Genomic DNA, 24,767 nt, shown 5'->3' on the forward strand with positions numbered 1-24,767 from the left:
TAGAGTATGTTTGGTAAAGCAGGTATCGCTGGTTTGATGAAGCAAGCGCAGCAAATGCAAGACAAGATGAAACAAGCCCAAGCTGAATTGGGCAATGTGGAAGTAGAAGGCGAAGCGGGCGCTGGTTTGGTGAAAGTGACCATGACTTGCCATTATGGTGTGAAGCGTTTGAACATTGACCCATCTTTGTTGAGCGATGCGGCTGATGACAAAGAAATGTTGGAAGATTTGATTGCTGCTGCTGTGAACGATGCGGTGCGCAAAGCGGAAGCGACCACACAAGAACGCATGTCTAAATATACCCAAGGTTTGAATTTGCCTGCGGGTATGGGTGATTTCTTTAAGTAAGCATTATGGCCCAACAGGATGCGTTTTCACGTTTGATTGAAGCGTTGAAAGTTCTGCCCAATGTCGGCCCTAAGACAGCACAGCGCATGGCGTACCAATTGTTGCAAAACAATCGGGACGGTGCGCTGTTCTTGCAACAGGCTTTGGCAGATGCTTTGAGCGCCGTACAACATTGTCGCTGGTGCAATACTTTGTGCGAGGGAGAGGTGTGCGCTTTGTGTAGCGACACCAATAGACGCAGCGATGTCTTGATGATTGTGCATCATCCTGTGGATGTGGCAAGCATGGAGGCGGCACATTGTCACGATGGTCTGTATTTTGTGTTGATGGGCATGGTCAATCCAACGCAAGGCATGGATTTGAAAAACATTGCCATAGCCCCATTGGTAGAGCGTTTGAAACACAGCCACATTAATGAAATCATCATTGCGACCAATTTTACCGCTGAAGGCGATGCGACCGCTTATGTCTTGCATCAATTGTTGAAGGATTTGCCATATAAAATCACTCGTTTGGCACGAGGCATGCCTTTGGGTGGTGAATTAGAGTATGTGGATGCAGGGACTTTGGCGCAAGCTGTGTATGAGCGGCGCCATTTAAATCAAGACAATTAATGTCTATACAATACGCGTGAGGCGATTGAAAGCGTCCTGTAATCTTTACAGGACGCTTTGTTATGTGACGATATCAGTCTTGTTGCGTCCACACCAAACGGTTCAAATCATAACCTGATTGTTGCGCAAAGTTGAGGTATTTTTGTTTGACTGAATCAGGCATGGTTTTTTCACGCGATAACAGCCACATATAGTCATTGTTTTCGCCAAAAATCAGCGCATAGCGGTAATCGGGATCCAATTGAACCACATTGTATTCTGAATAAAATGGACCAAAGAAAGACACTTTCAAAGCGCCATTGTTTGCATTGCCATTGGATTTGGCTTTGCCAATACTTTGCTTGCGTTCCAAAGTGGTGATGTCGCTACCTTGATTATCGACTTGAATGCTGCCATCGTTTTGTAAAGTGTAATCTGCGGTAACATTTTTAAGATTTTTTTGCCATTTGAAGTCAAACCGAGCCACTTCATACCATTTGCCCATATAACGCTGGACATCAAAATCCTCTACGGCCAAGGTTTTGAAATCTGTTTTTTGCCTGTTGGTTTGTGTGGATTGGCAAGCACTTAATCCAATGAAAGCCACTGTTGCAATGAGAATGAAAGTAGGAAGTTTCATGGTGACACCTTTATCGTCTGTGATATAGATGGAGTGTGCGAGCGTGAAATAATTTCGTTGTCAGGATAAATTGTAGTGGAAAGAACATATGTAAAAAAGCCTCTTGATTTCTCAAGAGGCTTTTTAAATCTTGGCGGAGAACGAGGGATTCGAACCCTCGATACAGGTTTTGCCCGTATGCACCCTTAGCAGGGGTGTGCCTTCGACCACTCGGCCAGTTCTCCATGTCGCTGTTGGTATTTGCCGTCAGGACAGGTATGCATAATAAGCATTTGCGCCATTTGCGTCAAGTGCTGTGTTGATTTAATTTAAGTGAATGTATTTAACTTACTCATAAATAAAAGAATTAAATTTTAATATTTTGCCATTTTAACGCTTTAAACACTGTGAATTTTGGATAATTGACAGGCGGAGCATGATTGGATTGGACAGAAAATCACAAATAAAGTGTTTTGGCTTGTCAAAATAGCTTCATCATAAGCAATATTGGAGCTGGCTTTGAAAATGGGCGGCTTGAATAGCATTGGTAAATGTATTGGATGAAGTGCCTAATGTTGCATAATCACAAAAAAGCGTCCTGTAAAGATTACAGGACGCTTTAAAATGTGCTGCTCAATGAGTATTAAGCCACAGCCGATAATTTGATTTCAACCAACCATTCAGGATTGGCCAATTGCGCTTGTACGCAAGCACGAGCTGGTGCATGACCTTCAGGAATCCACGCATCCCATGCACGGTTCATCGCATCAAAGTTGGCCAAGTCGGTGATGAACAAAGTGGCTTCCACCAATTTGGTTTTGTCTGAGCCGAAATGTGCTAACAATTCATCTACTTGGCGTAAGATGTCAGCCGTTTGTGCTTCAGCATCTTGTACGGTGATGGTGGGTACTTGGCCTGCCAAGAAAATGAAACCATTGGCTTGAACGGCTTCAGATAAACGGTGATTGGTGATGTGACGTTGAATGCTCATACAATAACTCCTTACAATAGGAGCTTGATATTAGCAGATGAAAGCAGCATATGGCGAAAAATGATTATCCTGTGACACAAGCCGTGCGATTTTTGCGCAGCAAACAAGTCATATTTACCCCACATTTATACGATTATGAAGAACGAGGCGGAACGGCACATTCGGCAGCTTGTTTGGGTGTAGACGAACACATTGTCATTAAGACAATTGTATGTGAGAACGAAAAAAAACAAGGTTTAATCGTGTTGATGCATGGTGACAAACACATTTCCACACGTCAATTGGCACGCGAATTGGGTATGAAACACATTGAACCAGCAGATTCTAAGCACGCGAACAAATGGACGGGTTATTTGGTCGGAGGGACAAGCCCGTTTGGCAGTAAAATGGTTTTGCCTGTGTATGTGGAGGCGAGTATTTTGGATTTGGATACGATTTATATCAATGGTGGCAAACGTGGATTTTTGGTGGCGATGCAAGCGCAAGACTTGGCAGTTTTGAACCCCCAAGCGGTGAATGTGGCGGTGGATGCTTGAAACTGAGGGCTTACTAAGTTTACGCTAAGTTTGCTGAGGCATAATCACAGTCGACGAGATGCGCCCATGCTGGGTGCATGATGACAAATCAAATAGGTTTCTTTGCGATGAAGAAAAAAATCAAATGGTTGGTGTTAGCAGTGCTGATTGTGGCAGGTGTTGCGGCGTATTTTTTGTGGTTCAATCAACCTGAAAAAGTGGAATACATTACAGAGCCAGTACAAAAAGGCAATGTTAGTATGACGGTCAATGCCACAGGTGTGGTATCGGCGGCGCAAAAAGTGACGGTGGGTGCACAGGCTTCAGGACAAATTAAAAATTTGTACATCAAAGTGGGTGATGAAGTGCAAAAAGGCGATTTGATTGCACAAATTGATCCGACCACGCAGCAAAATACCTTACAAACGCGTCGCGCGGAATTGTCAGCACAAACGGCACAATTGGAAAATCAGAAAATCCAATTGGAAATTGCCACCAAGCAATACAAACGTGAGCAAAGCTTGTTGGCTGAAGACGCCAGTTCGGCTGAAGCCGTGGAAAATGCCAAAGATGCGTGGTCGGCAGCCAAAGCCGCAGTGAAACAAACCGAAGCATCAATGAAGCAAACCAATATTGCGATTAATACAGCGGAAGTGGAATTGGGCTATACCAAAATCATTGCACCGTTTACAGGGACGGTGGTGTCGGTGCCTGTGGAGGAAGGGCAAACAGTCAATGCCAATCAAACCACGCCGACGATTGCGGAAATCGCCGATTTAAGTCAAATGGAAGTGAAGTTGGAAATTGCTGAGGGTGATATTACCAAAGTGGCGGCAGGCATGCCTGTTGAATATACGATTTTATCGGAACCGACTGCCAAATTCAAAACCACTTTGCAATCCATTGATCCGGGTTTGACCAGTTTGACCGATGGCAATTATTCTGAAACTTCTAGCAGTGATGCTGCGGTGTATTATTATGCCAAATTATTGGTACCCAATGAAGAGGGCAAATTGCGCATTGGTATGACCACGCAAAACACCATCATTGCTCAAGAAGTCAAAGATGTATCGGTAGTGCCAACCATGGCTGTACGCAATATCAAAGGCAAAAAAATAGTCCGTGTGCTTAAAAAAGACAATGAAGTTGTCGAAACCGAAGTACAAACTGGTTTGAATGATGGTTTGAACATAGAAATCAAAAGCGGCCTGAAAGAGGGCGATTTGGTGGTAATGGGCAGCATGAATGCTTCTGAGAAATCCCAAGCCGTTGCACAAGGACAAAATCGTCGTCCTAGCGGCATGGGTCCGAGGTAAGCAGCATGGCGATGATTGAAATCAAAAACCTCAACAAATATTTTGGTGAGGGTGACAATCGGGTACAAATTCTCAAAGACATCAATGTGTCTATTGAACAAGGTGATTTCATTGCGATTATTGGACAATCAGGTTCAGGAAAATCGACGTTGATGAATGCCATTGGTTGCTTAGATACGCCTACTTCAGGCTCGTATCAAGTGGATGGCATTGAAACTTTGAATATGGAAGCCGATGATTTGGCGGCTTTGCGACGCAAAAAATTTGGTTTTATTTTTCAGCGTTACAATTTGCTGTCGAGTTTGTCGGCACGTGACAACGTGGCTTTGCCTGCGGTGTATGCGGGAGTCGATGAGAGTGAGCGCAATGAGCGGGCTGTAAAACTCTTGACTGATTTGGGCTTGGGAGATAAAACTGACCACAAGCCAAGTGAATTGTCTGGCGGTCAGCAACAGCGGGTATCGATTGCACGAGCATTGATGAATGGTGGTGAAATCATCTTAGCCGATGAGCCTACAGGCGCATTGGATTCTGCTTCTGGTGTGATGGTGATGGGCATTTTGCAAGAATTGTATGCCAAAGGTCATACCATTGTCTTGGTGACACATGACCCTAAGATTGCTGATTATGCCAATCGTGTTATTGAAATCAAAGATGGCATCATCATTTCTGATATCAGTAAACAAACAGTCAAAACCCAAACAGCTGAGCCTAAATTAAAAGAAAAGTCCACATTTGGTTTTTACAAAGACCAAGTCATGGAAGCGTTCAAAATGGCGGTTCAGGCGATTGTGGCGCATAAAATGCGTTCGTTGTTGACCATGTTGGGCATCATTATTGGTATTGCTTCGGTGGTGTCGGTGGTGGCGTTGGGGCAAGGCTCTCAACAACAAATTTTGAATAATATTTCTTCTATGGGTACCAATACCATTTCCATTTATCCGGGCAGTGGTTTTGGTGATCGTACCAGCAACCGTATCAGAACTTTGAATGTGGCCGATGCACAAGCTTTGGCGGGACAATCGTATGTAGACAGCGTGACACCGAGCATGTCTTCTAGTGGTTTATTGGTGTTTGGAAACAAATCTTTGAATGCTTCTTTAACGGGTGCTGGATCACAGTTTTTTGATGTCAATGGTAAAAAATTGGCCGCAGGACGCTTTTTTACTGAAGACGATGTGCGCAATAATGAATCTGTCGTGGTCATCGACCCTAATACTGTCAAACAGTTATTTGGCGAAGGAGAGCGACCTTTGGGCAAAGTGATTTTGTTTAAAAATGTGCCTTTAAAAGTGATTGGTATTACTGAGGCGGACACAGGTTTTGGTGGTGCGAGTGAGAACTTGAATTTGTGGACACCATACACCACGATGATGAACAAAATCACTGGCGCACGCCACATTGGCTCGATTACTGTCAAAATCAAAGATGACATTTCCACTCAAGTAGCAGAACAAAGCATTACCGCTTTGATAGAAGCACGTCATGGTAAAAAAGATTTTTATACCCGCAACAGCGATTCCATCAAACAAACCATTGAATCGACCACAGGCACGATGACGATGTTGATTTCCAGCATTGCATTGATTTCTTTGGTGGTCGGTGGGATTGGTGTGATGAATATTATGTTGGTGTCGGTGACTGAACGTACCAAAGAAATTGGTGTGCGTATGGCGATTGGTGCGCGACAAATGAATATCTTGTCACAATTTTTGATTGAAGCGGTATTGATTTGTTTGTTGGGCGGCTTGATTGGCATTGCTTTGTCCGCAGGCATTAGTTTTATGTTCAATCAATTTGTCGAAAACTTCCCGATGAGTTTGTCCAGTAGCTCCATTATTTTAGCATTGGCTTGCTCTACCATTATTGGTGTGGCATTTGGTTTTATGCCCGCACGCAATGCTTCCAAATTGAATCCGATAGATGCTTTGGCACATGATTAATATGCAAAAATTTTCTCGTTTACAGGCCGCTTGTGCGGCAGCCTCGATGGCTTTGTTTTTAAGTGCTTGCCAAACAGCACAAATGCCTGCTCCAACCACAGTGAAAGCTGCGGTGGCATGGCAAGAAGATGTGGCAGCGCAATATTCGGTGGATGAAGCGTGGTGGCAACAATACCAAGACACGCAATTAAACCAATTGGTCGATGCGGCGCTGCGCAATAATGTGGATTTGCAACAAGCGGCTTTGACCGTACGTCAAGCCATGTATCAGGCTAATGCCGAAGGGGCGGGTTTGTTGCCATCGGTTTCGGGCAGTTTGTCAGGCTCGACTTCTAAAAATATCAAAGAAGGTGGTTCAAGTGGTCGCAGCTATGGCGGTCAGTTGGGTGTGAGTTATGAAATTGATTTGTGGCAGCGTTTGCGTGACAGTGCGGATGCCAAAGTATGGCAATTTCGTGCGACAGAAGCCGATTTGGCGACCGCTCGCTTGAGCTTGATTAACAGTACAGTCAATACGTATTTTGAATTGGTGTATTTACAGGCCGCTATTGATCATGCGCAAAACAACATTCGCTCTTATCAACAATTGTTGAATATTAGTAACAGTAAATACCGTCATGGCAAAGTGGCATCCATTGAGCCTGCACAAGCTCAGCAAGCTTTGAGCAATGCTGAGGCAAGTTTGCTGAATTTACAAAGCCAACAGCAAGCCGCTGAACAAACTTTGCGCACATTGCTTCATCTTAAGCCCAATCAAGCTTGGAATCTGAATGTGGCCAAGCTAGACCAAATCAAGGCTTTGGGGGTGAATACCCATGTGCCTTTAAGTGTCTTGGCCAATCGTCCTGATTTGCGTGCAGCCGAATACCAATTGCGTGCTTCATACAAAGATTGGGCAGCGATGCAAAAATCAGTGTATCCAAGTGTGACATTGGGTGCGAATTTGTCCTCATCGTCTAGAAACATAGGACAAGCTTTGAATGTGCCGATTTTAGGTGGCAATGTGGGTATTTCGTTGCCATTTTTAAATTGGAATGAACTTAAATGGAATATTCGTATTTCAGAAGTGCAATATCAAAGCCAATTATTGGCGTTTGAACAAAGCATCAACCAAGCTTTGAATGAAGTCGATGGTTTGTATTTTGCTTATCAACAAGCCTTGCAAACTGAAAAAAATACCGCTGCCAAATTGGCAGCTGAGGCCAAAATCAGACACTATTACCAAACCCGTTATGAGCGAGGTGCGGCTGAATTCAAAGACCATATCAATGCACAATCTTCTTACGACAGTGCTTATTTGGATTGGTTAAACAGTCGTTATGTGAGATTGCAGGCTGAAAATAAGGTCTATCAATCGATGGCTGGCTATTATCGTTAAGCAATGATACGCAAAATACAGTAGAAATAAAAAGCATTACAATATGATTTTGTAATGCTTTTTGATATTATTTCATCATATTGATTATTCTTTAATAATCGCCATCAATATAAAACCATTGTCCATATTCTTGGATAAATGAGCTGCATTCATGCATTTTAAAGGCCTTGCCATTGACTTTATAGCGGGCACTGAATGTCACTTGAGCGTGGGTTTCATCCGATTGTGTATGAGAATGAACGGTTAATCCTATCCACTTGGTAGGTTCAAAATCCAATTGCATAGGACGGGTAGATGGATGCCAAGTCTGTAATAGGTATTCTTGGTTTTCCATGACATAAGCGGTATATCTGGAACGCATTAATATTTCTGCATTCATCGGTATTTGTTTTTGATCAATATAAAGCCCACAACAATGAGGATATTCTAAATTAGTGTCTTTTTGACAAGGGCAGTGGGTATGGTGTGATTTTTGGCTCATTGATCAACTCGCTTAAATAATAAATCTTATTATAAATTTTTTTATATCAGGGCGTACTGGTTTTAAGGTCAGATTCATTGTGCAAGATGGTATTGTAGGTAGGCATTAAATATATTTTTTGGTAATAAGGGGATTAAAGATGGAATGGGGGATGTATACGTTGACAATGGCTGATAAGGAACGTTTGAAAGATTATGCTTTAAAGCTAATTGGTACTGATAAGGTTAATACCAAAGAGCAGTTGTATACAAGAATTCGTACAGTGGCAAAATTATTGAGTGATATTAATGAAACCCAAGTGAAAGAGATGCATGGGTCAGCCGTAGCCAGCTCGCGTACTGACAAACCTAGATAAATAATTTTTAAGATGCCATATAGGTAGATTGATATAGCATACGATTTTGTTATTCATTGACCAATACTAAGGAAATAACATGCAAAAATATATTTTGATGAGTATGACTATGATGCTTTGTGGTCATGTGGCTTGGGCGAGCCCTTTATCTAATTTTGGTAAGCAAGCGTGTTTGGATGCGGTGAATGGAAAAATATCAGGATTTGACAGTGCACAATATCGAAAAAATCTTGCAGAAGATGGTTTGAGTCGGGACGAGTTTTGCCGCTGTACAGGGACTCATTTTGAAAACAATGCACTGTATCAAATGCCATTATTGCAGCAAGCCCAAAATGAACAAGAAGAAGCGCAAGTTATGGCGGATATTTTAAAAACCAATATGGCAGGTTGTTTTGTATCGCGTGGTGGCTAACGCGATTGCTTGACAGAGGAATATTGAAAGCGTCCTGTAGTGTTTACAGGGCGCTTTGTGATGATATACAAATCGTATATTGAATCTTGCCACATGCCTCTATATAACAAAACACCTGAGAAGTCTCAGGTGTTTTTTAGTCTGGCAAACGGATGAAAATCACTGTTTGTTGCGGAACTCTTCACCAATTTCTTTCCAGATTGGCGCATTGTCCACGCCGTTTTCTTCTGGAACATAGATTGGATCTTTACCTTGTGCTTTTTGACGTTCATAGTCTTTCAAAGCGGCGATGGCTGGTTTTTGCAAAATCAAGATGGCAATCAAGTTCAACCATGCCATCAAGCCTACGCCCACGTCACCCAAGGCCCAAGCCAAGTCTGCACTTTTGATACAACCAAATACCACCATGACAATCATCGCCAATTTCAAAACTTGCATCAAAAGAGAGCGCAATTTGGCATTGTTTTTAACCAAGTAAGAAATGTTGGTTTCTGCAATGTAGTAGTACGCAATGATGGTGGTGAAAGCGAAGAACAACAAAGCAAAGGCCACAAACAATGAACCAAAACCTGGCAATACGCTTTCCATTGCCGTTTGCGTATAGCCTGCACCTGTCACACCTGGTACACCATGGTGTAAGAACACACCTTCATTGACTGGGTCTTGTGTGTTGTACATGCCAGTGATGATCAACATGAAGCCTGTTGCAGAGCATACCAATAAAGTGTCTACATACACAGAGAATGCTTGCACCAAACCTTGTTTTGCAGGGTGAGATACGTTCGCAGCACCTGCAGGATGAGGGCCTGTACCTTGACCGGCTTCGTTTGAGTAAACACCGCGTTTCACGCCCCATTCAACGGCCAAACCTAATACTGCACCAAAAGCGGCTTCTGCTCCGAACGCTGATTTGAAAATCAAAGCCAATACATTTGGTAATTCACCGATGTTCATGATAACAATCACCAACGCGATGATGATGTAAGCCAATGCCATAAAAGGTACAACGATTTCGGCAAATTTGGCAATGCGTTTGACACCACCAAAAATGATGAAGCCTAAAATGACTGCTAAAATAGCAGCAGTGACCGCAGTATCAACGCCTATAGCGTTGTTAATGGCTCCAGCAATAGAGTTGGCTTGAATGCCGGGTAATAACACACCACAGGCTAAAATGGCAGAAAAAGCAAATATGATGGCATATATTTTACCAAAACCTTTGTTTTTAAAACCTTTTTCGATATAGAAAGCCGGGCCGCCACGGAATTGACCATCATGACGTTCTTTGTAAATCTGTGCTAAGGCTGACTCAATATAAGCAGTACTTGCACCTAGGAATGCCACCGCCCACATCCAAAACAAAGCACCAGGACCGCCGAAAGTAATGGCTGCTGCCACGCCTGCAATATTACCTGTACCGACACGACCTGCCAAAGCCATGGTCAAGGCTTGGAATGATGACACACCTGCATCAGAACTTTTACCGTCCATCATTAAGCGCAACATGCCAAAAAAATGTCGCACCTGCGCAAAGCGGGTACGAATGGAAAAGTAAAGGCCAATGAGCAAACAACCGTAAATCAACGGCAAGCTCCAAATCAGCCCATTGAGAAAATCAACAATTGCTTGCATAAATCTGACTCCTTGAAGTATGTAATGGCGACTACTTTTTTAATTGTGACATTGATCCGTGATACAACTGATAATTTACAAGCTCATTGTAAAGTCATATTTACAAAAATTAAAACATATTTTTTCATGTTTTTACGTATAACGAAATTATGTGCCAATTATTTGGATTTTTGTTAAATTTAAAACTATAAATATTGCATGAGTGGTTGTGATTCAGCAATTTTTTGCCAATTTAATCATTTAATTGTTTAAAAGCGACATATATTAATAATTTTATAATTTTATTCTATATTTTTTATAAAAATTAATATTTATTAGGTTAATTTATATTAATTATGAATTTTTAATTCAAATTAATTTTTTTGTCATTTTTCGTATGTGTGTTTTGTTTGGTTGTCAGCATGGTTTTTAATTTAGTGTTAATATTTTTTGTCAAAATCATGTCTTTAAATATTTATCTTAATAAAAAGTGACTTATAAGATTATTATGAGATTTTAAATTTTAAATTTGATATTAATAAGTGAGTTTGTGATTTTTAGATGATGGATGGTGTGAATACGGTAAGTCGTTTTTAGAACATTTTTTCTATGTTAATAAAATAATGGGTCTAAGCTATTAAAAAATGATATTTAAGCCTAATAGCAGCAGATTGTGGCTTAATGACAGTGTTTACCATAAATAAAGCGCCATTAAGGCGCTGAGTCAAGATAACCGTAGAGTGATGGCTCTGTGATGCATTTTAAGGCTTGTAGCGTTGGTCTATGCTGAAACACTCAGGATATTTGGGATGGATATTTTGGTAAAAAGCCATGATTTCGCGCATATCGGCTTCAAAGTCCCCGCTTGGATAAATGATTTTACCCACGCCTGCAATTTTCTTTTCATAATCCATATATGCCAAAGCAATTGGTACACCTGCACCGATTGCCACGTAGTAAAAACCAGTTTTCCAATTTTCTTGGCGCGCGCGCGTGGCTTCTGGTGTCACCAACATACATAATTTGGGATGTTCTTGAAACAAGTTAATCATCACTTGTACCATGCTGGGACGTTCTTCGCCAGCTTGCTTGGGACGGCGATCGATGCCAATACCACCTAATGCACGGATGAATGGACCCATCGGGAATTTCATATAGCTGTCTTTGATGGTGATGCGCACGTTGATGCCCATGGCTTTTAAAGTGAGGCGAGCGTACAAAGCATCCCAATTGCTGGTGTGAGGCGCAGCAAGCATCACACATTGTTGAATGTCGCTTGGAAATTGATTGTCGATAGACCAGCCTAAGGCTTTAACACTGCTTGCTGCAAGAGATTCTAACATCGGCAAATACCACTAAAAAAGACGCCAATTGTAGCAAAATTGCGATTTTTTTGTTTTGGTTTATCGGCAAAACAATATGAAATATAGATTGAGAGAGTTTCTTTTAAAATAAGCGTCCTGTAACTTTTACAGGACGCTTGAGCAGCATTGCATCATAAGTTTATTGTAAACAATCTTTTAAACGATACCAACCCATACCCAAAACCAAAGACGGTGTTCTAAAGACAGGACCGCCGGGGAAACTGCGATGTGAAATGCGACTGAAAGCATTCAAACGTTCCGTATTGCCCAAGATGTTTTCTGCGGCCATTTGTCCTGCCAAACCTGTTAATGCCACGCCATGACCTGAAAAGCCTTGTAAAAAAGTGAGGTTGGGGGCAAGTTGACCAAAATGCGGTGCGCGGTTCATGGTGATGTCGACAAAGCCGCCCCAAGCGTAATCGATTTTGACATCGGCCAAATGTGGAAATACCCGCAACATGTCGCTGCGCATGGCGTTGGCCAAATCTTTTGGCGTTTGTCCTGAATAGCTGACTTTGCCACCAAACAACAAACGTGTGTCACCGCTCAAGCGGTAATAATCCAATACAAAATTGGTGTCACACACTGCCATATTGTTGGTAATCACATCTTGGCTGCGTGCACCCAAAGGCTCTGTGGCGATGACATAAGTGCCTACGGGCATGATTTTGTCGGACAAGGTTTTTAAGTATTCAGATTGTTTCAGGACGCCTGCAAACACATTGCAAGCCAAAACCACATGTTTGGCTAAAACTTCGCCTTGCGCGGTTTTAATCAGCCATTTGTCGCCTTGCGGTTGAAAATCGGTGACAAAGGATTGTTCAAAGATGTGTACGCCATGTTCAGCGGCAGCTTTTGCCAAACCCAAACAATAATTCAATGGGTGAATATGCCCTGAATCGGTGTCAAATACACCCCCTACATAACGATCGCTTTTGAGATGTTGTTTGAGTTGTGCGCGGGTTTGTTCTTGATAACCCGTATAACCATAGTTTTGACGCATATACTCGCTGTATTCAAGCAAAGCATCGAGTTTTTTGGGGCTGACGGCAACTGAAGCATAACCACGTTGCCAATTGCAATCGATTTGGTAATCTTGTACTTGTTTTTCAACCAAATTGACCGCATCAACCGACCATTGCCACATTTTTTGTGCGGTCTCTAAACCCAATTGATGGTGTAAAAATTCCATTTCGCATGCGTAAGAGGTGATGACTTGACCACCATTGCGTCCTGAAGCGCCAAAACCAATGCGTGCAGCTTCTAAAACAGCCACGTTTTGCCCTGCTTGCACCAAAGGCAAAGCCGTTCCAATTCCAGCCAAGCCGCCACCAATGATGCAAGTATCAACTTCGATTTTTTCTGTTAGGGTGGGGTATTGCTGGTGCAAAGTGCGTGTGGCGGCATAATAAGAATCAACGTGTTCAGCTTGTGCAGGAGAGGTCAACATAAATAAGCCTTTAAAATAGAAAAAGCCCTGTATCGGTTGATACAGGGCGCATGAGTCCAATCAAGCAGTTTTCTTTTCTTGCTCTGCTACTTGGCGATAAGCATTGGCCATTTCACGCTCACGGCGTGTGGTTTGGCGCATCATCAACCAATTGAGCAAAATCACAATCGTACCAACAATGGCAATCATGATGGTTGCCAAGGCGTTCATTTGTGGATCCAAACCCAATTTGATTTTGGAGAAAATCACTTGTGGCAAGGTGGAAGAACCTGGACCTGACAAGAATGAAGTGATGACCACATCATCTAAAGACAAGGTCACGCCCAATAAAAAGCCCGAAGCCAAAGCAGGTGCAATCAATGGCAAAGTAATCAAAAAGAAGATTTTAAATGGACGTGCGCCCAAGTCCATCGCCGCATCTTCTAAGTTTTGATCCAATTCCATCAAGCGGGCTCGAATGACGACTGTGACATAAGCCAAACACAAAGTGGTGTGTCCCAACCAAATGGTGAATAAGCCGCGGTCAAAATACAACCATTCTAAAGCAGGTGTTGATTGCAACAACATTTGCACTTGAATAATCAAGAGCAACATCGATAAGCCTGTAATCACATCAGGCATCACCATCGGTGCTGAAACCATACCAGCAAACAAGGTAGAGCCTTTAAAACGCTTAATTCGTGCCAAAGCATAAGCGGCCAAAGTTCCCAAGATGACTGCTGCCAAAGACGAGAAGGCTGCCAATTTAACCGATAACCACGCGGCGTTTAAAATGACATCGTTTTGCATCAAAGTGCCATACCATTTGGTTGAAAAGCCGCCCCAAATGGTCACCAATTTGGAATCATTGAACGAGTACACCACCAAAATAATCAATGGAATATACAAGAACAATAAGCCTAAAAACAACGATGCTTTCAAGAACCAAGAGAGTTTTCCTGTGCTCGCACTCATACAGATTCTCCCTCAATTTCACGGTTTTCATAATGGTGGAAGATGGCAATCGGTACCACTAACAGCAATACCATAATGACCGCCACGGCTGATGCCAAAGGCCAGTTGTTTTGGTCAAAGAACGCTTGCCACAACACTTTACCAATCATTAAATTTTCAGGACCACCGACCAATTCTGGAATCACATATTCACCCACCGATGGAATAAATACCAACATCGAGCCTGCAATGATACCAACTTTGGACAAAGGCAAAGTGATGGTCAAAAACGCTTTGATAGGAGAGGCGCCCAAATCATTGGCCGCTTCCAATAAACGTCCATCCAGTTTTAACAATTGTGTGTATAAAGGCAAAATCATGAATGGCAAATAAGCGTATACCATCACCAAAATCAATGAAAATTGGTTGTAAAACAAATCCAACGGTGCATTGATGATGCCTAATTTTTGCAACCAAGTATTCACCAAGCCTGTGGTACTTAAAATGCCCATCCACGCATAAACACGCAATAAAAACGATGTCCAAAATGGCAACATGATGAGTAATAACACGCCATTGCGAATGTCTTCACGCATGCGTGAAATCGCGTAAGCAATCGGGTAACCAAAAATCAAACACAAAATGGTTACAATGACTGCGGTTTTCAAAGACGACCAATACGTTTGTAAGTAAATATTGTCGCCATTGCCTGAATGAAATGGATTCAAAATTTGCATCAATGAAGAGCCAAAATCTTTGAAGATGTCAGCGTAATTCATATAAGACGCTTGAACAATGACACGTCCCATATCGCTGTCAGTGGTGACCAATGGCGTATAAGGTGGAATGGCAATTTCTTGCTCGGCGAAACTGATTTTGAAAACAATCAAAAAGGGAATCAAAAATAAAATCAACAGCCACACATAAGGCACGGCAATGACAAACCAGCGACCTAATGCGCTGCTTATATTGAGTGGCTTCATGACGCAGCTCCTAACGGGTTAATGGTACAGGCAAATTGTCGCGCCAAGTCACATATACGGTTTCATCCCAAGTGGGTGCAGTTTCATCTGCCAGATACCAACGAGAAGAAGCAACAGTGGCTTTGATGACTTTGCCGCTAGGCAACAACACATGGAAAATAGCGAAACTGCCCAAATAAGCAATTTCTTTGACCTTGCCTTCAGCCCAGTTAAAGTCTGCTGTTGGTTTATTGCGTGTTAAACCCACATCTTCAGGACGCAAGCTGACCCAAATGTCTTGGTCGCTAGGACCTGTAATGCCATGACCTAAGCGAATTGGGTGGGCTAAATCAGGGCTGTTGATGATGCAATAATCTGGTGCATCTTCGACCACTTCGCCAGCAATGATGTTGGTTTCACCAATAAATTCAGCCGTAAATCGGCTGTTTGGGTAATCGTAAATTTCGCTTGGTGTTCCGACTTGGCGAAGTTTACCGTCCGACATGATGGCAATTCTGGTTGCCATTGTCATGGCTTCTTCTTGGTCATGCGTCACCATAATACAGGTCGCACCGACTTGCTCTAAGGTGTTGACCAACTCTAATTGGGTTTGTTGGCGCAATTTTTTGTCCAATGCACCCAAGGGTTCATCCAATAACAATAATTTTGGACGTTTGGCCAAAGAGCGTGCCAAAGCAATACGCTGTTGTTGACCGCCAGATAATTGATGCGGTTTGCGTTTGGCGTATTTGGTCATTTGTACCAATTTCAACATGTCTTCGACGCGCGCATCGATTTCACCTTTGGCCATTTTGTCTTGCTTTAAGCCAAAAGCAATGTTTTGTTCTACTGTCATGTGTGGAAACAAGGCATAGCTTTGAAACATCATGTTGATTGGGCGCTCGTAGGGTGCTTGGTAAGTCACGTCCAAGCCGTCCAGTAAGATTTTACCTGCGCTTGGCTTTTCCATACCTGCTAACATGCGCAGCAAAGTGGATTTACCACTGCCTGAGCTGCCTAATAATGCAAAAATTTCGTTGCGTTCAATGTTCAGGTCTACATGATCAACAGCGAGGTTGTCGCCGAATTTTTTTACCAACCCTTGTATTTGTAAATACGGTTGTTTGGTGGTTTGAGTGACAGTATCGGTCATAATCGGGCCATGCTCCAGTTTATGCGTCAATGACAAAGTAATAAATTTAAACAATCAAAAGATGCTTGTCTTGCTCGTTATCATATATTCTATATATGTTTTCAGAGCGGATTGTATGCGACCCCGCTAGACAGGGCAATGCACAAATCCCAATCGTTTGGCTAAATAAAGCGCTTAAAAATCACCACCATTAAAAAGTTGAATAATATGAAAACATTATCAAACAGCTTCTGTAAATCACAATACACGAAATTTATGCTTATTTGCCAATGAAATCGGTGTTGCGTAGCACAATGACCACAAGCCAAACCACATCTTGAATGATTTGGTATTTGTGTTCAAATTGACTAAAAAATATAGGATTGAAATAGAGGCGTATGACTGGGTTAAATAATATGGTTGGAAAACCGTCACATTGGGCAGCAGCGGTGTCGATGATGATTGTGTCGTGGGGCAGTGCCGTTGTCATTATTTTTCAGGCCGCTCAAGCTTTGGATGCCACAGAGGCTCAAACGGCATCTTGGTTGACCATCATTGCTTTGAGCAGCGGTGTGTTGAGCATGGCATTGTCTTGGCGTTATCAAACACCAATTTATATTGCTTGGTCGACGCCCGGTGCTGCGATGATAGCATTGACCACTGATATCGCTTTGTCGGATGCCATTGGTGCGATGATATTTGCGGGCTTACTGAATGTGGTTTTAGGGGTCAGTGGCTTGTTTGCATGGATGGTCAAACACATTCCAGCGAGCATTGCTTCAGCGATGCTGGCGGGTATTTTGATTGGTTTTGGTACCAATGTTTTTGTCAGTATGCAAACGGATTTGATTTTGGTTGCCTTGATGTTGTTCGCGTTTTTAATCAGTAAAGCGTATGCGCCTAAATACAGTTTGTTGTGGATGTTGGCTTTGGGTTGTGTTTATGCCTATTGCAGCGGTCATTTCACAGTGGATGCTGTGCAATGGCAATGGCCAGCATTGCAATGGATTGATCCTACTTTCAATTGGCAAACGATTATCAGTTTGGGTATTCCCTTATTTTTGGTGACTTTAAGCACACAATACATTCCGGGGGTAGCGGTATTGCATGCACATGGTTACAGGCCGCCTGTATCTCCCATTATTGGCAGTACAGGACTGGCAACGGTTTTATTGGCACCTTTTGGCTTGTTCATGTCTAATTTAGCGGCTATCAGTGCCGCCATTTGTATGGGAAATGATGTGGATGAGCGGCCTGAAAAACGTTATCAAGCTGTGATGATTCATGGTGTGTTGAGCTTGGGCTTGGCGGCGATGGGTGCGATGGTGGTGGTGGTGTTTGGCGCTTTACCTAAAGCGTTGTTGGTGACATTGGCGGGTATGGCCATTTTGGGCACTTTGACCGACAATTTGGTGACCGCCATGAGTGATGCAAGGGTCAGAGATGCGGCAATATTGACTTTATTGGCATCGGCTTCAGGCATACAATTGTTTGGTATCAGCAGTGCGTTTTGGGGCTTGCTCATCGGCATGAGCGTCTACCATTTTAATATTAGAGTGGCTTTAAAAAAATGAGCTTGGCATTGAAATAATCGGTATGATGTTGGGCTTAATAACGGCCAGCGTATTTTGAAAAAGGATAAAAAAATGATCAAACAATGGGCAGCGGCGGTATTGATCGCCATCAGTTTGTCAGGTTGTGGCTACAACACCATGCAAAGCCAAGATGAGGCAGCCAATGCCGCTTGGGCGGATGTGTTGAACCAATACCAACGCCGTGCAGATTTAATTCCGAATTTGGTTGCGACGGTACAAGGCTATGCCAAACACGAACAAGAGGTGTTGACTGAAGTTACCGAAGCGCGTGCCAAAGTCGGTCAAGTGCCAGTGAGTGCGGATATGGCCAATAACCCAGAACAACTGAAGGCTTTTAGCGATGCACAAGGTCAATTGACAGGGGCTTTGTCGCGTTTGATGGTGGTGGTGGAAAAATACCCTGATTTAAAAGCCAATACCAATTTCTTGGATTTGCAAAAGCAATTGGAAGGTACAGAAAACCGCATTTCTGTGTCGCGCAATACGTATATTGCATCTATTCAAGCTTATAACACCACAGTACGCACGTTTCCGAATAATTTGACTGCCAAGGTTTTTGGTATGACCGTGCGTCCGAATTTTAGTGTTGAAAACGAAAAAGCCATCAGCACTGCGCCGAAAGTGGCATTTTAAAGTTGCGGACAATTTATTGGTTCTCTTGGACAATAGGGTACAACATGGCACAAATCATGGATGTCAGAGTGTGGCAACAAGGCTGGGTACGGCTTTTTTTGAGCGTCTGTTTAGTGATGGTGATGCCTTGGGCTTGGGCAGACAATTTGCAACCCATACCTGATTTAACAGGTCCTGTGATTGATCAAGCCCAAATCATGTCGCCTGAAAGGCGTGAGCAATTGAACCAAGAGTTGCGCCAATATACACGCGAAAAAGGCAGTCAGGTGGTGGTGTTAACTGTCAATACTACGGCGCCTGAGGATGTGTTTTCTTATGGCATCCGTGTCGTTCAAGCTTGGAAATTGGGACGTGCGCAAGAGCAAGATGGGGTGTTATTGCTGATTGCCAAAGACGACCGCAACAATCAAATTTTGGTGGGACGTGGTTTGGAAGGGGCAATTACCGATGTGGATGCGCACCGTATTTTAAGCGAAGTGGTGCGCCCACAATTTCAACAAGACAATTTTGACCAAGGTATTGTCGATGCTGTTGCCAAAATCCAAGGCTTGATTGCAGGTGAGGCTTTGCCTGAAGCGAGTATGGAAGAGAGCTTTGGGTCTACTTGGGATATTTTGTTGGCCTTGTTGTTGCCTTTGTTAATTTTTACCACTGTGATGAAGAAAATATTTGGCAAACAATGGGGCAGCTTGCTCAGTGCAGTTTTGGTTGTCGGTTTGCTAAGTTTGTTTGAGCTCAGTTGGTTGCTGTTGTTGGCAGTGAGTGCGGGCGTATATTTGTTCAGTATTTTGGTGAATGTGAATTTGGCCAATAGCGGTGGCGGTGGTTGGCATGGTGACAGCGGCGGTTGGCATGATAGCGGTAGCAGTGGTGGCGGTTGGAGTAGTAGCGACAGTTATAGTGGTGGTGGCGGTGGCTTCAGTGGTGGTGGTGCTTCGGGAGATTGGTAATGCACACAACAAATCGTTTTCAACGTTTGTGGCGTCATGCCACAGCATCTCATAAAAAATGGCAACAACAGTTTCCCAAGTCGCTTTTAACACGCATTGAAACCTTGATTGCGGCGTCTGAACCAAAACATTTGGGTCAAATACGGGTGGTGATTGAAAACAATATGCCTTTGTCCGATGTGTGGGCGAACGTGTCACCACGTGAGCGAGCATGGCAATGTTTTGGTGAATTGGGCGTATGGGATACGGAATACAATACAGGTGTGTTGCTGTATATTGGTTGGAGCGATCGTGCTTTGGAAATTGTGGCCGACCGGGGCATCGCTCGCCAAGTGGATGAGCAAGTTTGGCAAAAAATTTGCCAACAATTGTCACAAGCTTTTGTCGCGCAACAATTTGAAACGGGTACTGAAACCGCGTTGCAACAATTGACCGATGTCTTGCAAGCACACATTCCACGCGATGGCAGCCATATAGCGGACAATGAACTGAGTGATGAAGTGGTGGTTCGTTAAACATTTACAGGACGCTGTGATAAGCGTCCTGTAAAGTTTCAGATAACTGTTACAATAGCGATTCATGAATACCATGGCACCCACATGAAGTACGATGCAGCCACACCAGAAGCCCGTTTGAAAAAAGCCCGTACCATTGCCACATCTTTATTGGTTTTGGCGGCGATTATCTTTGTCATCAGCACCTTATTGTTGAAGCAATATCCGTGGCTTGCGTATGTGAAAGCGTTTTCAGAGGCGGCGATGGTGGGTGCTTTGGCAGATTGGTTCGCTGTGGTGGCATTGTTTCGGCATCCTTTGGGCTTGCCGATTCCGCACACGGCGATTTTGCCAAAAAACCAAGAGCGAATTGCCGATAATTTGGGGCAATTCATCCAAAATAATTTTTTAGACCAAAAAGCGATTGCCAAAAAAGTGTATTTTTTAGAACCCAGCCGCAAAGGTTTGGATTGGCTGTCTAAGCCAGAAAACCAAGCTTTCATTGCGCCATTCATTGTGAAGCAGATTCCTGCTTTGCTCAAATCTGTCAAACCAGAACAAATGGCACTGTTTTTAGGGCAATTGCTACAACGCCAATATGATGGCAAAAGCATAGGCACCACTTTGGCGCAAATGCTGAGCATGTTGCAAGCCAATGGTTACCATCACATTGCTTTGGTAGGTGTGTTGGAGCAAATTCGAGCATGGTTGAAAAATGAGCACACGCGAACATTGCTTGAAGACAATATCAATGCGTGGGCAGCCAAAATCAAAAGTGACAGCCCATCCAAATGGGACAAATTGGTTGCTGCTTTCAAAGGCAGTGCGGTCGAAATGGTGGATGGTTGGGTCGCGCGCAAAGTGCTCGATTGGGCGGATGATTATTGCCAAGAAGTCATCAACAACGATGACCATGCGATGCACCAAAGTATGGACCGCAAAGTCAGCCAATTGGTGTGGGCTTTGCAGCATTCAGACATCATGCACCGTCGCTTAAATCAAGTCAAAGATGGTTTGATTGAATCCGAAGCGGTACAAGGTTTTATTCAACATTCATGGCAAGGTTTGCAAAATTGGGCGCAAGAAGACGCCGAGAAAAACGATTCGATGTTGATGCAACAAGTGTTGAAAGTGTTGAATCAAATGTTGATTCAAGGCGCGGCACAGCCTGAAGTGTTGAGACGTTTTGATGCGCAATTATCATTGTGGGTGCGCGAATTGGTGGAGCAATACAAATTCAAAGTGTCTGATTATGTGGCCGATAAAGTCAAATCTTGGGACAGCGAGGAGTTGGTGGAAAAATTAGAGCTTAGCGTGGGTAAGGATTTACAATATATTCGCATCAATGGCACTTTGGTGGGTGGTTTGGTGGGATTGATCATTCACACCGTATCGGTTTGGCTCAGCTAATGAGGCGTCCTGTAAGTATTTGGTATAAAAATTTGGTAAAAATACGATTAGCCATGATGATGTAAATGAGAATAGGTTACAATTGGTGACAAACAGTCGTGTGTTGGCGGCTTGTTATTTTCTCATTTCATGAAACGACACGATTGATTATGGCTTTATTTTTCATCAAAAGACCGGTTTTTGCGTGGGTATTGGCAATTTTTATCACATTTGCAGGTGCCCTTTCTATTTTCTCATTGCCTTTAGAGCAATATCCCGACATCGCACCACCACGAATTTCTATTTCCGCCAACTACAATGGCGCCTCTGCTGAAACGGTTAATGACTCAGTTGTACAAGTGATAGAGCAGCGTCTCAAAGGCTTAGACAACTTGATGTACATGCAGTCAACCAGTGATTCTTCAGGACGCGCACGCATCACTTTAACTTTCTCTCCGGGCATCGATATCGATATTGCCCAAGTGCAAGTACAAAACATGTTACAACAAGCCGTTCCGCGCTTGCCTGAATCGGTGCAAAGCCAAGGCGTGACCGTGACCAAAGGTGGCCAAGACAGCTTGATGACCTTGGTGTTCACATCGGACGACCCTAAAGTGAGCAAAGTCGACATAGGCGATTATTTGTCGAGCAATGTCAACGATGTGATTGCTCGAATCGATGGCGTGGCGGAAGTTGAGCTTTATGGCAGTCCTTATGCCATGCGAGTGTGGTTAGACCCCAACCGTTTAGAACAATACCAATTGATGCCATCGGATGTCAGTGCTGCGATTAATGTGCAGAACAATCAAGTTTCTGCTGGCCAATTAGGACAATTGCCATCGCTGGCTGAGCAAATGTTGAACGTGCCCATTCAAGCACGTACCAAATTGCAAACAGTCGACCAATTTGAAAACATCATTTTAAAAAGCAAGCCAGATGGTTCTGTGGTGACAATTAAAGATGTTGGGCGTGTGGTTTTGGGTGCAGAATCTGAAAACGTCCAAACCAAAATTAATGGTCAAACGGGCGCATCAGTAGGCATTATTTTGGCAGATGGTGCCAATGCTTTGGATGCATCGGACGCCATCATGCAAAAAATTCAAGCATTGGAACCCAATTTTCCTTTGGGTATGAAAACATATGTCAGCCAAGACTCGACGCCTTTTGTGCGTGCTTCTGTCAATGCGGTAATCAAAACCTTGTTGGAAGCCATCGTTTTGGTGGTGGTGGTGATGTATGTGTTCTTGCAAAATTGGCGCGCCACTTTGATTCCGACTATTGCCGTGCCTGTGGTATTGATGGGAACATTTGGCGTGTTGGCGCTGTTTGGTTATTCCATCAATACGTTGACCATGTTTGCTTTGGTGTTGGCAATTGGCTTGTTGGTTGATGATGCGATTGTGGTGGTGGAAAATGTGGAGCGGGTGATGCATGAAGAGGGTTTAGATGCCAAAGCTGCCACGCAAAAATCCATGCAAGAAATTTCATCGGCTTTGATTGGTGTGGGCATGACTTTGTCGGCAGTATTTGTACCGATGGCATTTTTCCCCGGCTCAACAGGTGTGATTTATCGTCAATTTGCAGTGACCATCATTGCTGCGATGGCGTTTTCGGTACTGGTGGCGTTAACGCTGACACCTGCCATGTGCGCGACCATGCTCAAAGCCAAAGCACATTCGCATCATTCTTATGGTTTGTTTGGACGCTTTTTCATATGGTTCAATCGCATGTTTCACAATGTGTCTGTGCGTTATCAAACGATTGTTCAGGCATTGCTGCAGCGCTCTAAACTGATGTTTGCCGCATTTGTCAGTATTTTAGCCTTGTGTGCAGGGCTCTTTTGGTATTTGCCATCTTCGTTTTTACCGGAAGAAGACCAAGGCTCTTTGAGTGTGAACATCACTTTGCCCGCAGGTGCAACCGATGTCCGTGTGCAGCGCGTTGTGTCTGAAGTCAGTACTTATTTGGAAGCGCAGCCTGAAGTGGAATTGGTACATGCCATTACTGGTTTGGGCGGCAATCAAGGTTCGGCTCGTTTGTATGCCCGTTTGAAGTCTTGGGATGAACGTACAGGCAAAGACCAATCGGCTTCTGCTTTGGAGCAACGTGTTAGCCGTGAATTGAAAAAACGCAGCGATGCCAAAATTTTTGTCAGCTTGCCATCGACAGTGCGAGGTTTGGGCTCAGCAACGGGCGTGAGTTTTGTGATTAAAGACATGAATGGTGGGGGCTATGAAGCTTTGGTCGCGGCGAAAGACCAATTCATTGCGTTGAGCCAACAAAGCCCATATTTGCGCGGTGTGCGTGCGACCAACCAAGATGACCGTACCCAATTGCAAGTGATTTTTGATGATCAAAAAGCCGTTGCCCATCAAATTAACACACAAGATGTGAATCGTTTGCTCAGTGAAGCTTTGGGTGGCTCTTACGTGAATGACTTCATTCACAATGGCCGTATCAAACGGGTTTACATTCAAGCCGATGCACAGTATCGCATGGCGCCTGAAGACATTGGGCAATGGAAAGTACGCAATGCCTTGGGACAAATGATTCCTTTGTCGACTTTTACCCATTTAGAATGGACGCTTGCACCGCCACAATTGATGCGTTTCAATGGCAATTTGTCTATGGAAATGATGGGCAATATTGGTGAGGGCGTGAGTTCGGGTGAGGCGATGGCAGAAGTGGTTCGCATCATGGCGCAATTGCCTAATGGTTTTGATTTTGAATGGATAGGCGGCTCTTTAGAAGAGCAAAAAGCAGGCAGCCAAGCGCCATTGTTGTATGCCTTGTCGATTGTATTTGTGTTTTTATGTTTGGCGGCTTTGTATGAAAGTTGGAGCATTCCATTGGCCGTGATTTTAGCGGCGGCTTTGGGTATTTTAGGTGCGCTGCTGGCAACGTTTGTGCGTGGCTTACATAATGATGTATTCTTTCAAGTCGGTTTGTTAACCACTGTGGGATTGGCGGCAAAAAATGCCATTTTGATTGTAGAATTTGCCGTGCAATTGCAAGAACGTGGTATGAAACTGTGGGAGGCAACAACCGAAGCTGCCCGCTTGCGTTTGCGTCCCATCATCATGACTTCGCTGGCGTTTGGCTTGGGTGTGTTGCCTTTAGCAATCAGCACAGGACCAGGGGCTGCCAGTCGCATTGCTATTGGTACAGCGGTTTTAGGGGGTACGGTAGTTTCTACCCTATTAGGCTTATTGTTTGTGCCTTTGTTTTTTGTGTGGATCAGAAGTCTAATCAAGCGTCCTGAAAGCAAGGTGTCTTCGTCATCATAATCATTTGGATACTGAG

The 24,767-nt window shown here is 43.6% G+C and carries 23 protein-coding genes and 1 tRNA gene; 14 read left to right on the plus strand and 10 right to left on the minus strand.

Translation table 11 applies throughout. The features are described 5' to 3' along the window. Positions 1-6 precede the first annotated feature (6 nt). A complete protein-coding gene (locus ADP71_RS03710) occupies positions 7-348 on the plus strand; it encodes a YbaB/EbfC family nucleoid-associated protein (RefSeq protein ID WP_019958370.1) in 342 nt (113 codons plus the stop codon). A gap of 2 nt (positions 349-350) precedes the next feature. Further along, the gene (gene recR / locus ADP71_RS03715) at positions 351-962 is read left to right on the plus strand and encodes a recombination mediator RecR (RefSeq protein ID WP_443089126.1); all 612 of its coding nucleotides are present in this window, start codon (positions 351-353) and stop codon (positions 960-962) included. 73 nt (positions 963-1,035) lie between these two features. On the opposite strand, the gene ADP71_RS03720 is transcribed toward recR, so the two are convergent. From ADP71_RS03720 to ADP71_RS03730, 3 genes are all read right to left on the minus strand, one after another. Further along, positions 1,036-1,581 (minus strand): lipocalin family protein, encoded by a 546-nt coding sequence (locus ADP71_RS03720; RefSeq protein ID WP_171460897.1) that lies wholly within the window; start codon positions 1,579-1,581, stop codon positions 1,036-1,038. A 131-nt stretch (positions 1,582-1,712) separates the two neighbouring features. Next, positions 1,713-1,805, minus strand: a tRNA-Ser gene (locus ADP71_RS03725). A 398-nt stretch (positions 1,806-2,203) separates the two neighbouring features. Continuing rightward, positions 2,204-2,551, minus strand: a complete 348-nt coding sequence (locus tag ADP71_RS03730) for a RidA family protein (protein ID WP_019958373.1) — start codon at positions 2,549-2,551, stop codon at positions 2,204-2,206. A 50-nt stretch (positions 2,552-2,601) separates the two neighbouring features. Between ADP71_RS03730 and ybaK the strand changes: the two genes are divergently transcribed. From ybaK to ADP71_RS03750, 4 genes are all read left to right on the plus strand, one after another. After that, on the plus strand, positions 2,602-3,087 hold the full coding sequence (ybaK, locus tag ADP71_RS03735; protein ID WP_104931530.1) for a Cys-tRNA(Pro) deacylase: 486 nt from the start codon (positions 2,602-2,604) through the stop codon (positions 3,085-3,087). A gap of 77 nt (positions 3,088-3,164) precedes the next feature. Next, positions 3,165-4,382 (plus strand): efflux RND transporter periplasmic adaptor subunit, encoded by a 1,218-nt coding sequence (locus ADP71_RS03740; protein WP_237343037.1) that lies wholly within the window; start codon positions 3,165-3,167, stop codon positions 4,380-4,382. 5 nt (positions 4,383-4,387) lie between these two features. After that, a complete protein-coding gene (locus ADP71_RS03745) occupies positions 4,388-6,325 on the plus strand; it encodes a MacB family efflux pump subunit (protein ID WP_019958376.1) in 1,938 nt (645 codons plus the stop codon). A 1-nt stretch (position 6,326) separates the two neighbouring features. After that, the gene (locus ADP71_RS03750) at positions 6,327-7,703 is read left to right on the plus strand and encodes an efflux transporter outer membrane subunit (protein WP_026353556.1); all 1,377 of its coding nucleotides are present in this window, start codon (positions 6,327-6,329) and stop codon (positions 7,701-7,703) included. 91 nt (positions 7,704-7,794) lie between these two features. On the opposite strand, the gene ADP71_RS03755 is transcribed toward ADP71_RS03750, so the two are convergent. Then, on the minus strand, positions 7,795-8,082 hold the full coding sequence (locus tag ADP71_RS03755; protein WP_237343038.1) for a YchJ family protein: 288 nt from the start codon (positions 8,080-8,082) through the stop codon (positions 7,795-7,797). Between the two features lie 253 nt (positions 8,083-8,335). On the opposite strand from ADP71_RS03755, the gene ADP71_RS03760 reads away from it, so the two are divergent. Beyond that, positions 8,336-8,539, plus strand: a complete 204-nt coding sequence (locus ADP71_RS03760; RefSeq protein WP_155970476.1) for a hypothetical protein — start codon at positions 8,336-8,338, stop codon at positions 8,537-8,539. Positions 8,540-8,618: 79 nt separating this feature from the next. Next, the gene (locus ADP71_RS03765; protein ID WP_019958380.1) at positions 8,619-8,951 is read left to right on the plus strand and encodes a hypothetical protein; all 333 of its coding nucleotides are present in this window, start codon (positions 8,619-8,621) and stop codon (positions 8,949-8,951) included. A 159-nt stretch (positions 8,952-9,110) separates the two neighbouring features. Here the strand turns inward: ADP71_RS03765 and ADP71_RS03770 are convergent, their stop codons facing one another. The 6 genes from ADP71_RS03770 to ADP71_RS03795 all read right to left on the minus strand — a co-directional run bounded on the left by ADP71_RS03770 (position 9,111) and on the right by ADP71_RS03795 (position 16,424). Next, complete coding sequence (locus tag ADP71_RS03770; protein WP_019958381.1) at positions 9,111-10,583, minus strand: alanine/glycine:cation symporter family protein; 1,473 nt, start codon at positions 10,581-10,583, stop codon at positions 9,111-9,113. A gap of 740 nt (positions 10,584-11,323) precedes the next feature. Continuing rightward, the gene (locus ADP71_RS03775) at positions 11,324-11,905 is read right to left on the minus strand and encodes a 1-acyl-sn-glycerol-3-phosphate acyltransferase (protein WP_104931533.1); all 582 of its coding nucleotides are present in this window, start codon (positions 11,903-11,905) and stop codon (positions 11,324-11,326) included. A 160-nt stretch (positions 11,906-12,065) separates the two neighbouring features. Next, entirely contained in the window at positions 12,066-13,376 is a 1,311-nt protein-coding gene (locus ADP71_RS03780; RefSeq protein WP_171460898.1) for an NAD(P)/FAD-dependent oxidoreductase, read from the minus strand. A 60-nt stretch (positions 13,377-13,436) separates the two neighbouring features. After that, positions 13,437-14,330 (minus strand): ABC transporter permease subunit, encoded by an 894-nt coding sequence (locus tag ADP71_RS03785; protein WP_019958385.1) that lies wholly within the window; start codon positions 14,328-14,330, stop codon positions 13,437-13,439. Then, entirely contained in the window at positions 14,327-15,292 is a 966-nt protein-coding gene (locus tag ADP71_RS03790; protein WP_019958386.1) for an ABC transporter permease subunit, read from the minus strand. Before ADP71_RS03790 ends, ADP71_RS03785 begins: the two co-directional genes overlap by 4 nt. 10 nt (positions 15,293-15,302) lie before the next feature. Beyond that, positions 15,303-16,424: an ABC transporter ATP-binding protein gene (locus tag ADP71_RS03795; protein ID WP_019958387.1), complete on the minus strand. Its 1,122-nt coding sequence runs from the start codon at positions 16,422-16,424 to the stop codon at positions 15,303-15,305. Positions 16,425-16,819: 395 nt separating this feature from the next. Here ADP71_RS03795 and ADP71_RS03800 point away from each other — a divergent pair, with 395 nt between their 5' ends. The 6 genes from ADP71_RS03800 (at position 16,820) to ADP71_RS03825 (ending at position 24,751) form a co-directional block, all read left to right on the plus strand. Continuing rightward, positions 16,820-17,977 (plus strand): benzoate/H(+) symporter BenE family transporter, encoded by a 1,158-nt coding sequence (locus ADP71_RS03800; protein ID WP_171460899.1) that lies wholly within the window; start codon positions 16,820-16,822, stop codon positions 17,975-17,977. Positions 17,978-18,049: 72 nt separating this feature from the next. Beyond that, positions 18,050-18,631, plus strand: a complete 582-nt coding sequence (locus tag ADP71_RS03805) for a LemA family protein (RefSeq protein WP_019958389.1) — start codon at positions 18,050-18,052, stop codon at positions 18,629-18,631. 44 nt (positions 18,632-18,675) lie between these two features. After that, positions 18,676-19,581, plus strand: a complete 906-nt coding sequence (locus ADP71_RS03810) for a TPM domain-containing protein (protein WP_171460900.1) — start codon at positions 18,676-18,678, stop codon at positions 19,579-19,581. Then, positions 19,581-20,096, plus strand: coding sequence for a TPM domain-containing protein (locus ADP71_RS03815; protein ID WP_019958391.1), 516 nt, complete (start codon positions 19,581-19,583; stop codon positions 20,094-20,096). Before ADP71_RS03810 ends, ADP71_RS03815 begins: the two co-directional genes overlap by 1 nt. Before the next feature lie 84 nt (positions 20,097-20,180). After that, positions 20,181-21,485 (plus strand): DUF445 domain-containing protein, encoded by a 1,305-nt coding sequence (locus ADP71_RS03820; protein WP_104931538.1) that lies wholly within the window; start codon positions 20,181-20,183, stop codon positions 21,483-21,485. Between the two features lie 149 nt (positions 21,486-21,634). Further along, positions 21,635-24,751, plus strand: coding sequence for an efflux RND transporter permease subunit (locus ADP71_RS03825; protein ID WP_171460901.1), 3,117 nt, complete (start codon positions 21,635-21,637; stop codon positions 24,749-24,751). Positions 24,752-24,767 lie beyond the last annotated feature (16 nt).

The sequence above is a fragment of the Vitreoscilla sp. C1 genome, from assembly GCF_002951955.2.
Lineage (GTDB): Bacteria > Pseudomonadota > Gammaproteobacteria > Burkholderiales > Neisseriaceae > Vitreoscilla > Vitreoscilla stercoraria.

Excerpts from the sequence above, each read along its gene's own strand:
- ADP71_RS03710 (WP_019958370.1), top strand. The coding sequence starts at position 7 with ATGTTTGGTAAAGCAGGTATCGCTGGTTTGATGAAGCAAGCGCAGCAA.
- ADP71_RS03720 (WP_171460897.1), bottom strand. The coding sequence starts at position 1,581 with ATGAAACTTCCTACTTTCATTCTCATTGCAACAGTGGCTTTCATTGGA.
- ADP71_RS03730 (WP_019958373.1), bottom strand. The coding sequence starts at position 2,551 with ATGAGCATTCAACGTCACATCACCAATCACCGTTTATCTGAAGCCGTT.
- ybaK (WP_104931530.1), top strand. The coding sequence starts at position 2,602 with ATGGCGAAAAATGATTATCCTGTGACACAAGCCGTGCGATTTTTGCGC.
- ADP71_RS03740 (WP_237343037.1), top strand. The coding sequence starts at position 3,165 with ATGATGACAAATCAAATAGGTTTCTTTGCGATGAAGAAAAAAATCAAA.
- ADP71_RS03745 (WP_019958376.1), top strand. The coding sequence starts at position 4,388 with ATGGCGATGATTGAAATCAAAAACCTCAACAAATATTTTGGTGAGGGT.
- ADP71_RS03750 (WP_026353556.1), top strand. The coding sequence starts at position 6,327 with ATGCAAAAATTTTCTCGTTTACAGGCCGCTTGTGCGGCAGCCTCGATG.
- ADP71_RS03755 (WP_237343038.1), bottom strand. The coding sequence starts at position 8,082 with ATGAATGCAGAAATATTAATGCGTTCCAGATATACCGCTTATGTCATG.
- ADP71_RS03760 (WP_155970476.1), top strand. The coding sequence starts at position 8,336 with ATGTATACGTTGACAATGGCTGATAAGGAACGTTTGAAAGATTATGCT.
- ADP71_RS03765 (WP_019958380.1), top strand. The coding sequence starts at position 8,619 with ATGCAAAAATATATTTTGATGAGTATGACTATGATGCTTTGTGGTCAT.
- ADP71_RS03770 (WP_019958381.1), bottom strand. The coding sequence starts at position 10,583 with ATGCAAGCAATTGTTGATTTTCTCAATGGGCTGATTTGGAGCTTGCCG.
- ADP71_RS03775 (WP_104931533.1), bottom strand. The coding sequence starts at position 11,905 with ATGTTAGAATCTCTTGCAGCAAGCAGTGTTAAAGCCTTAGGCTGGTCT.
- ADP71_RS03780 (WP_171460898.1), bottom strand. The coding sequence starts at position 13,376 with ATGTTGACCTCTCCTGCACAAGCTGAACACGTTGATTCTTATTATGCC.
- ADP71_RS03785 (WP_019958385.1), bottom strand. The coding sequence starts at position 14,330 with ATGAGTGCGAGCACAGGAAAACTCTCTTGGTTCTTGAAAGCATCGTTG.
- ADP71_RS03790 (WP_019958386.1), bottom strand. The coding sequence starts at position 15,292 with ATGAAGCCACTCAATATAAGCAGCGCATTAGGTCGCTGGTTTGTCATT.
- ADP71_RS03795 (WP_019958387.1), bottom strand. The coding sequence starts at position 16,424 with ATGACCGATACTGTCACTCAAACCACCAAACAACCGTATTTACAAATA.
- ADP71_RS03800 (WP_171460899.1), top strand. The coding sequence starts at position 16,820 with ATGGTTGGAAAACCGTCACATTGGGCAGCAGCGGTGTCGATGATGATT.
- ADP71_RS03805 (WP_019958389.1), top strand. The coding sequence starts at position 18,050 with ATGATCAAACAATGGGCAGCGGCGGTATTGATCGCCATCAGTTTGTCA.
- ADP71_RS03810 (WP_171460900.1), top strand. The coding sequence starts at position 18,676 with ATGGCACAAATCATGGATGTCAGAGTGTGGCAACAAGGCTGGGTACGG.
- ADP71_RS03815 (WP_019958391.1), top strand. The coding sequence starts at position 19,581 with ATGCACACAACAAATCGTTTTCAACGTTTGTGGCGTCATGCCACAGCA.
- ADP71_RS03820 (WP_104931538.1), top strand. The coding sequence starts at position 20,181 with ATGAAGTACGATGCAGCCACACCAGAAGCCCGTTTGAAAAAAGCCCGT.
- ADP71_RS03825 (WP_171460901.1), top strand. The coding sequence starts at position 21,635 with ATGGCTTTATTTTTCATCAAAAGACCGGTTTTTGCGTGGGTATTGGCA.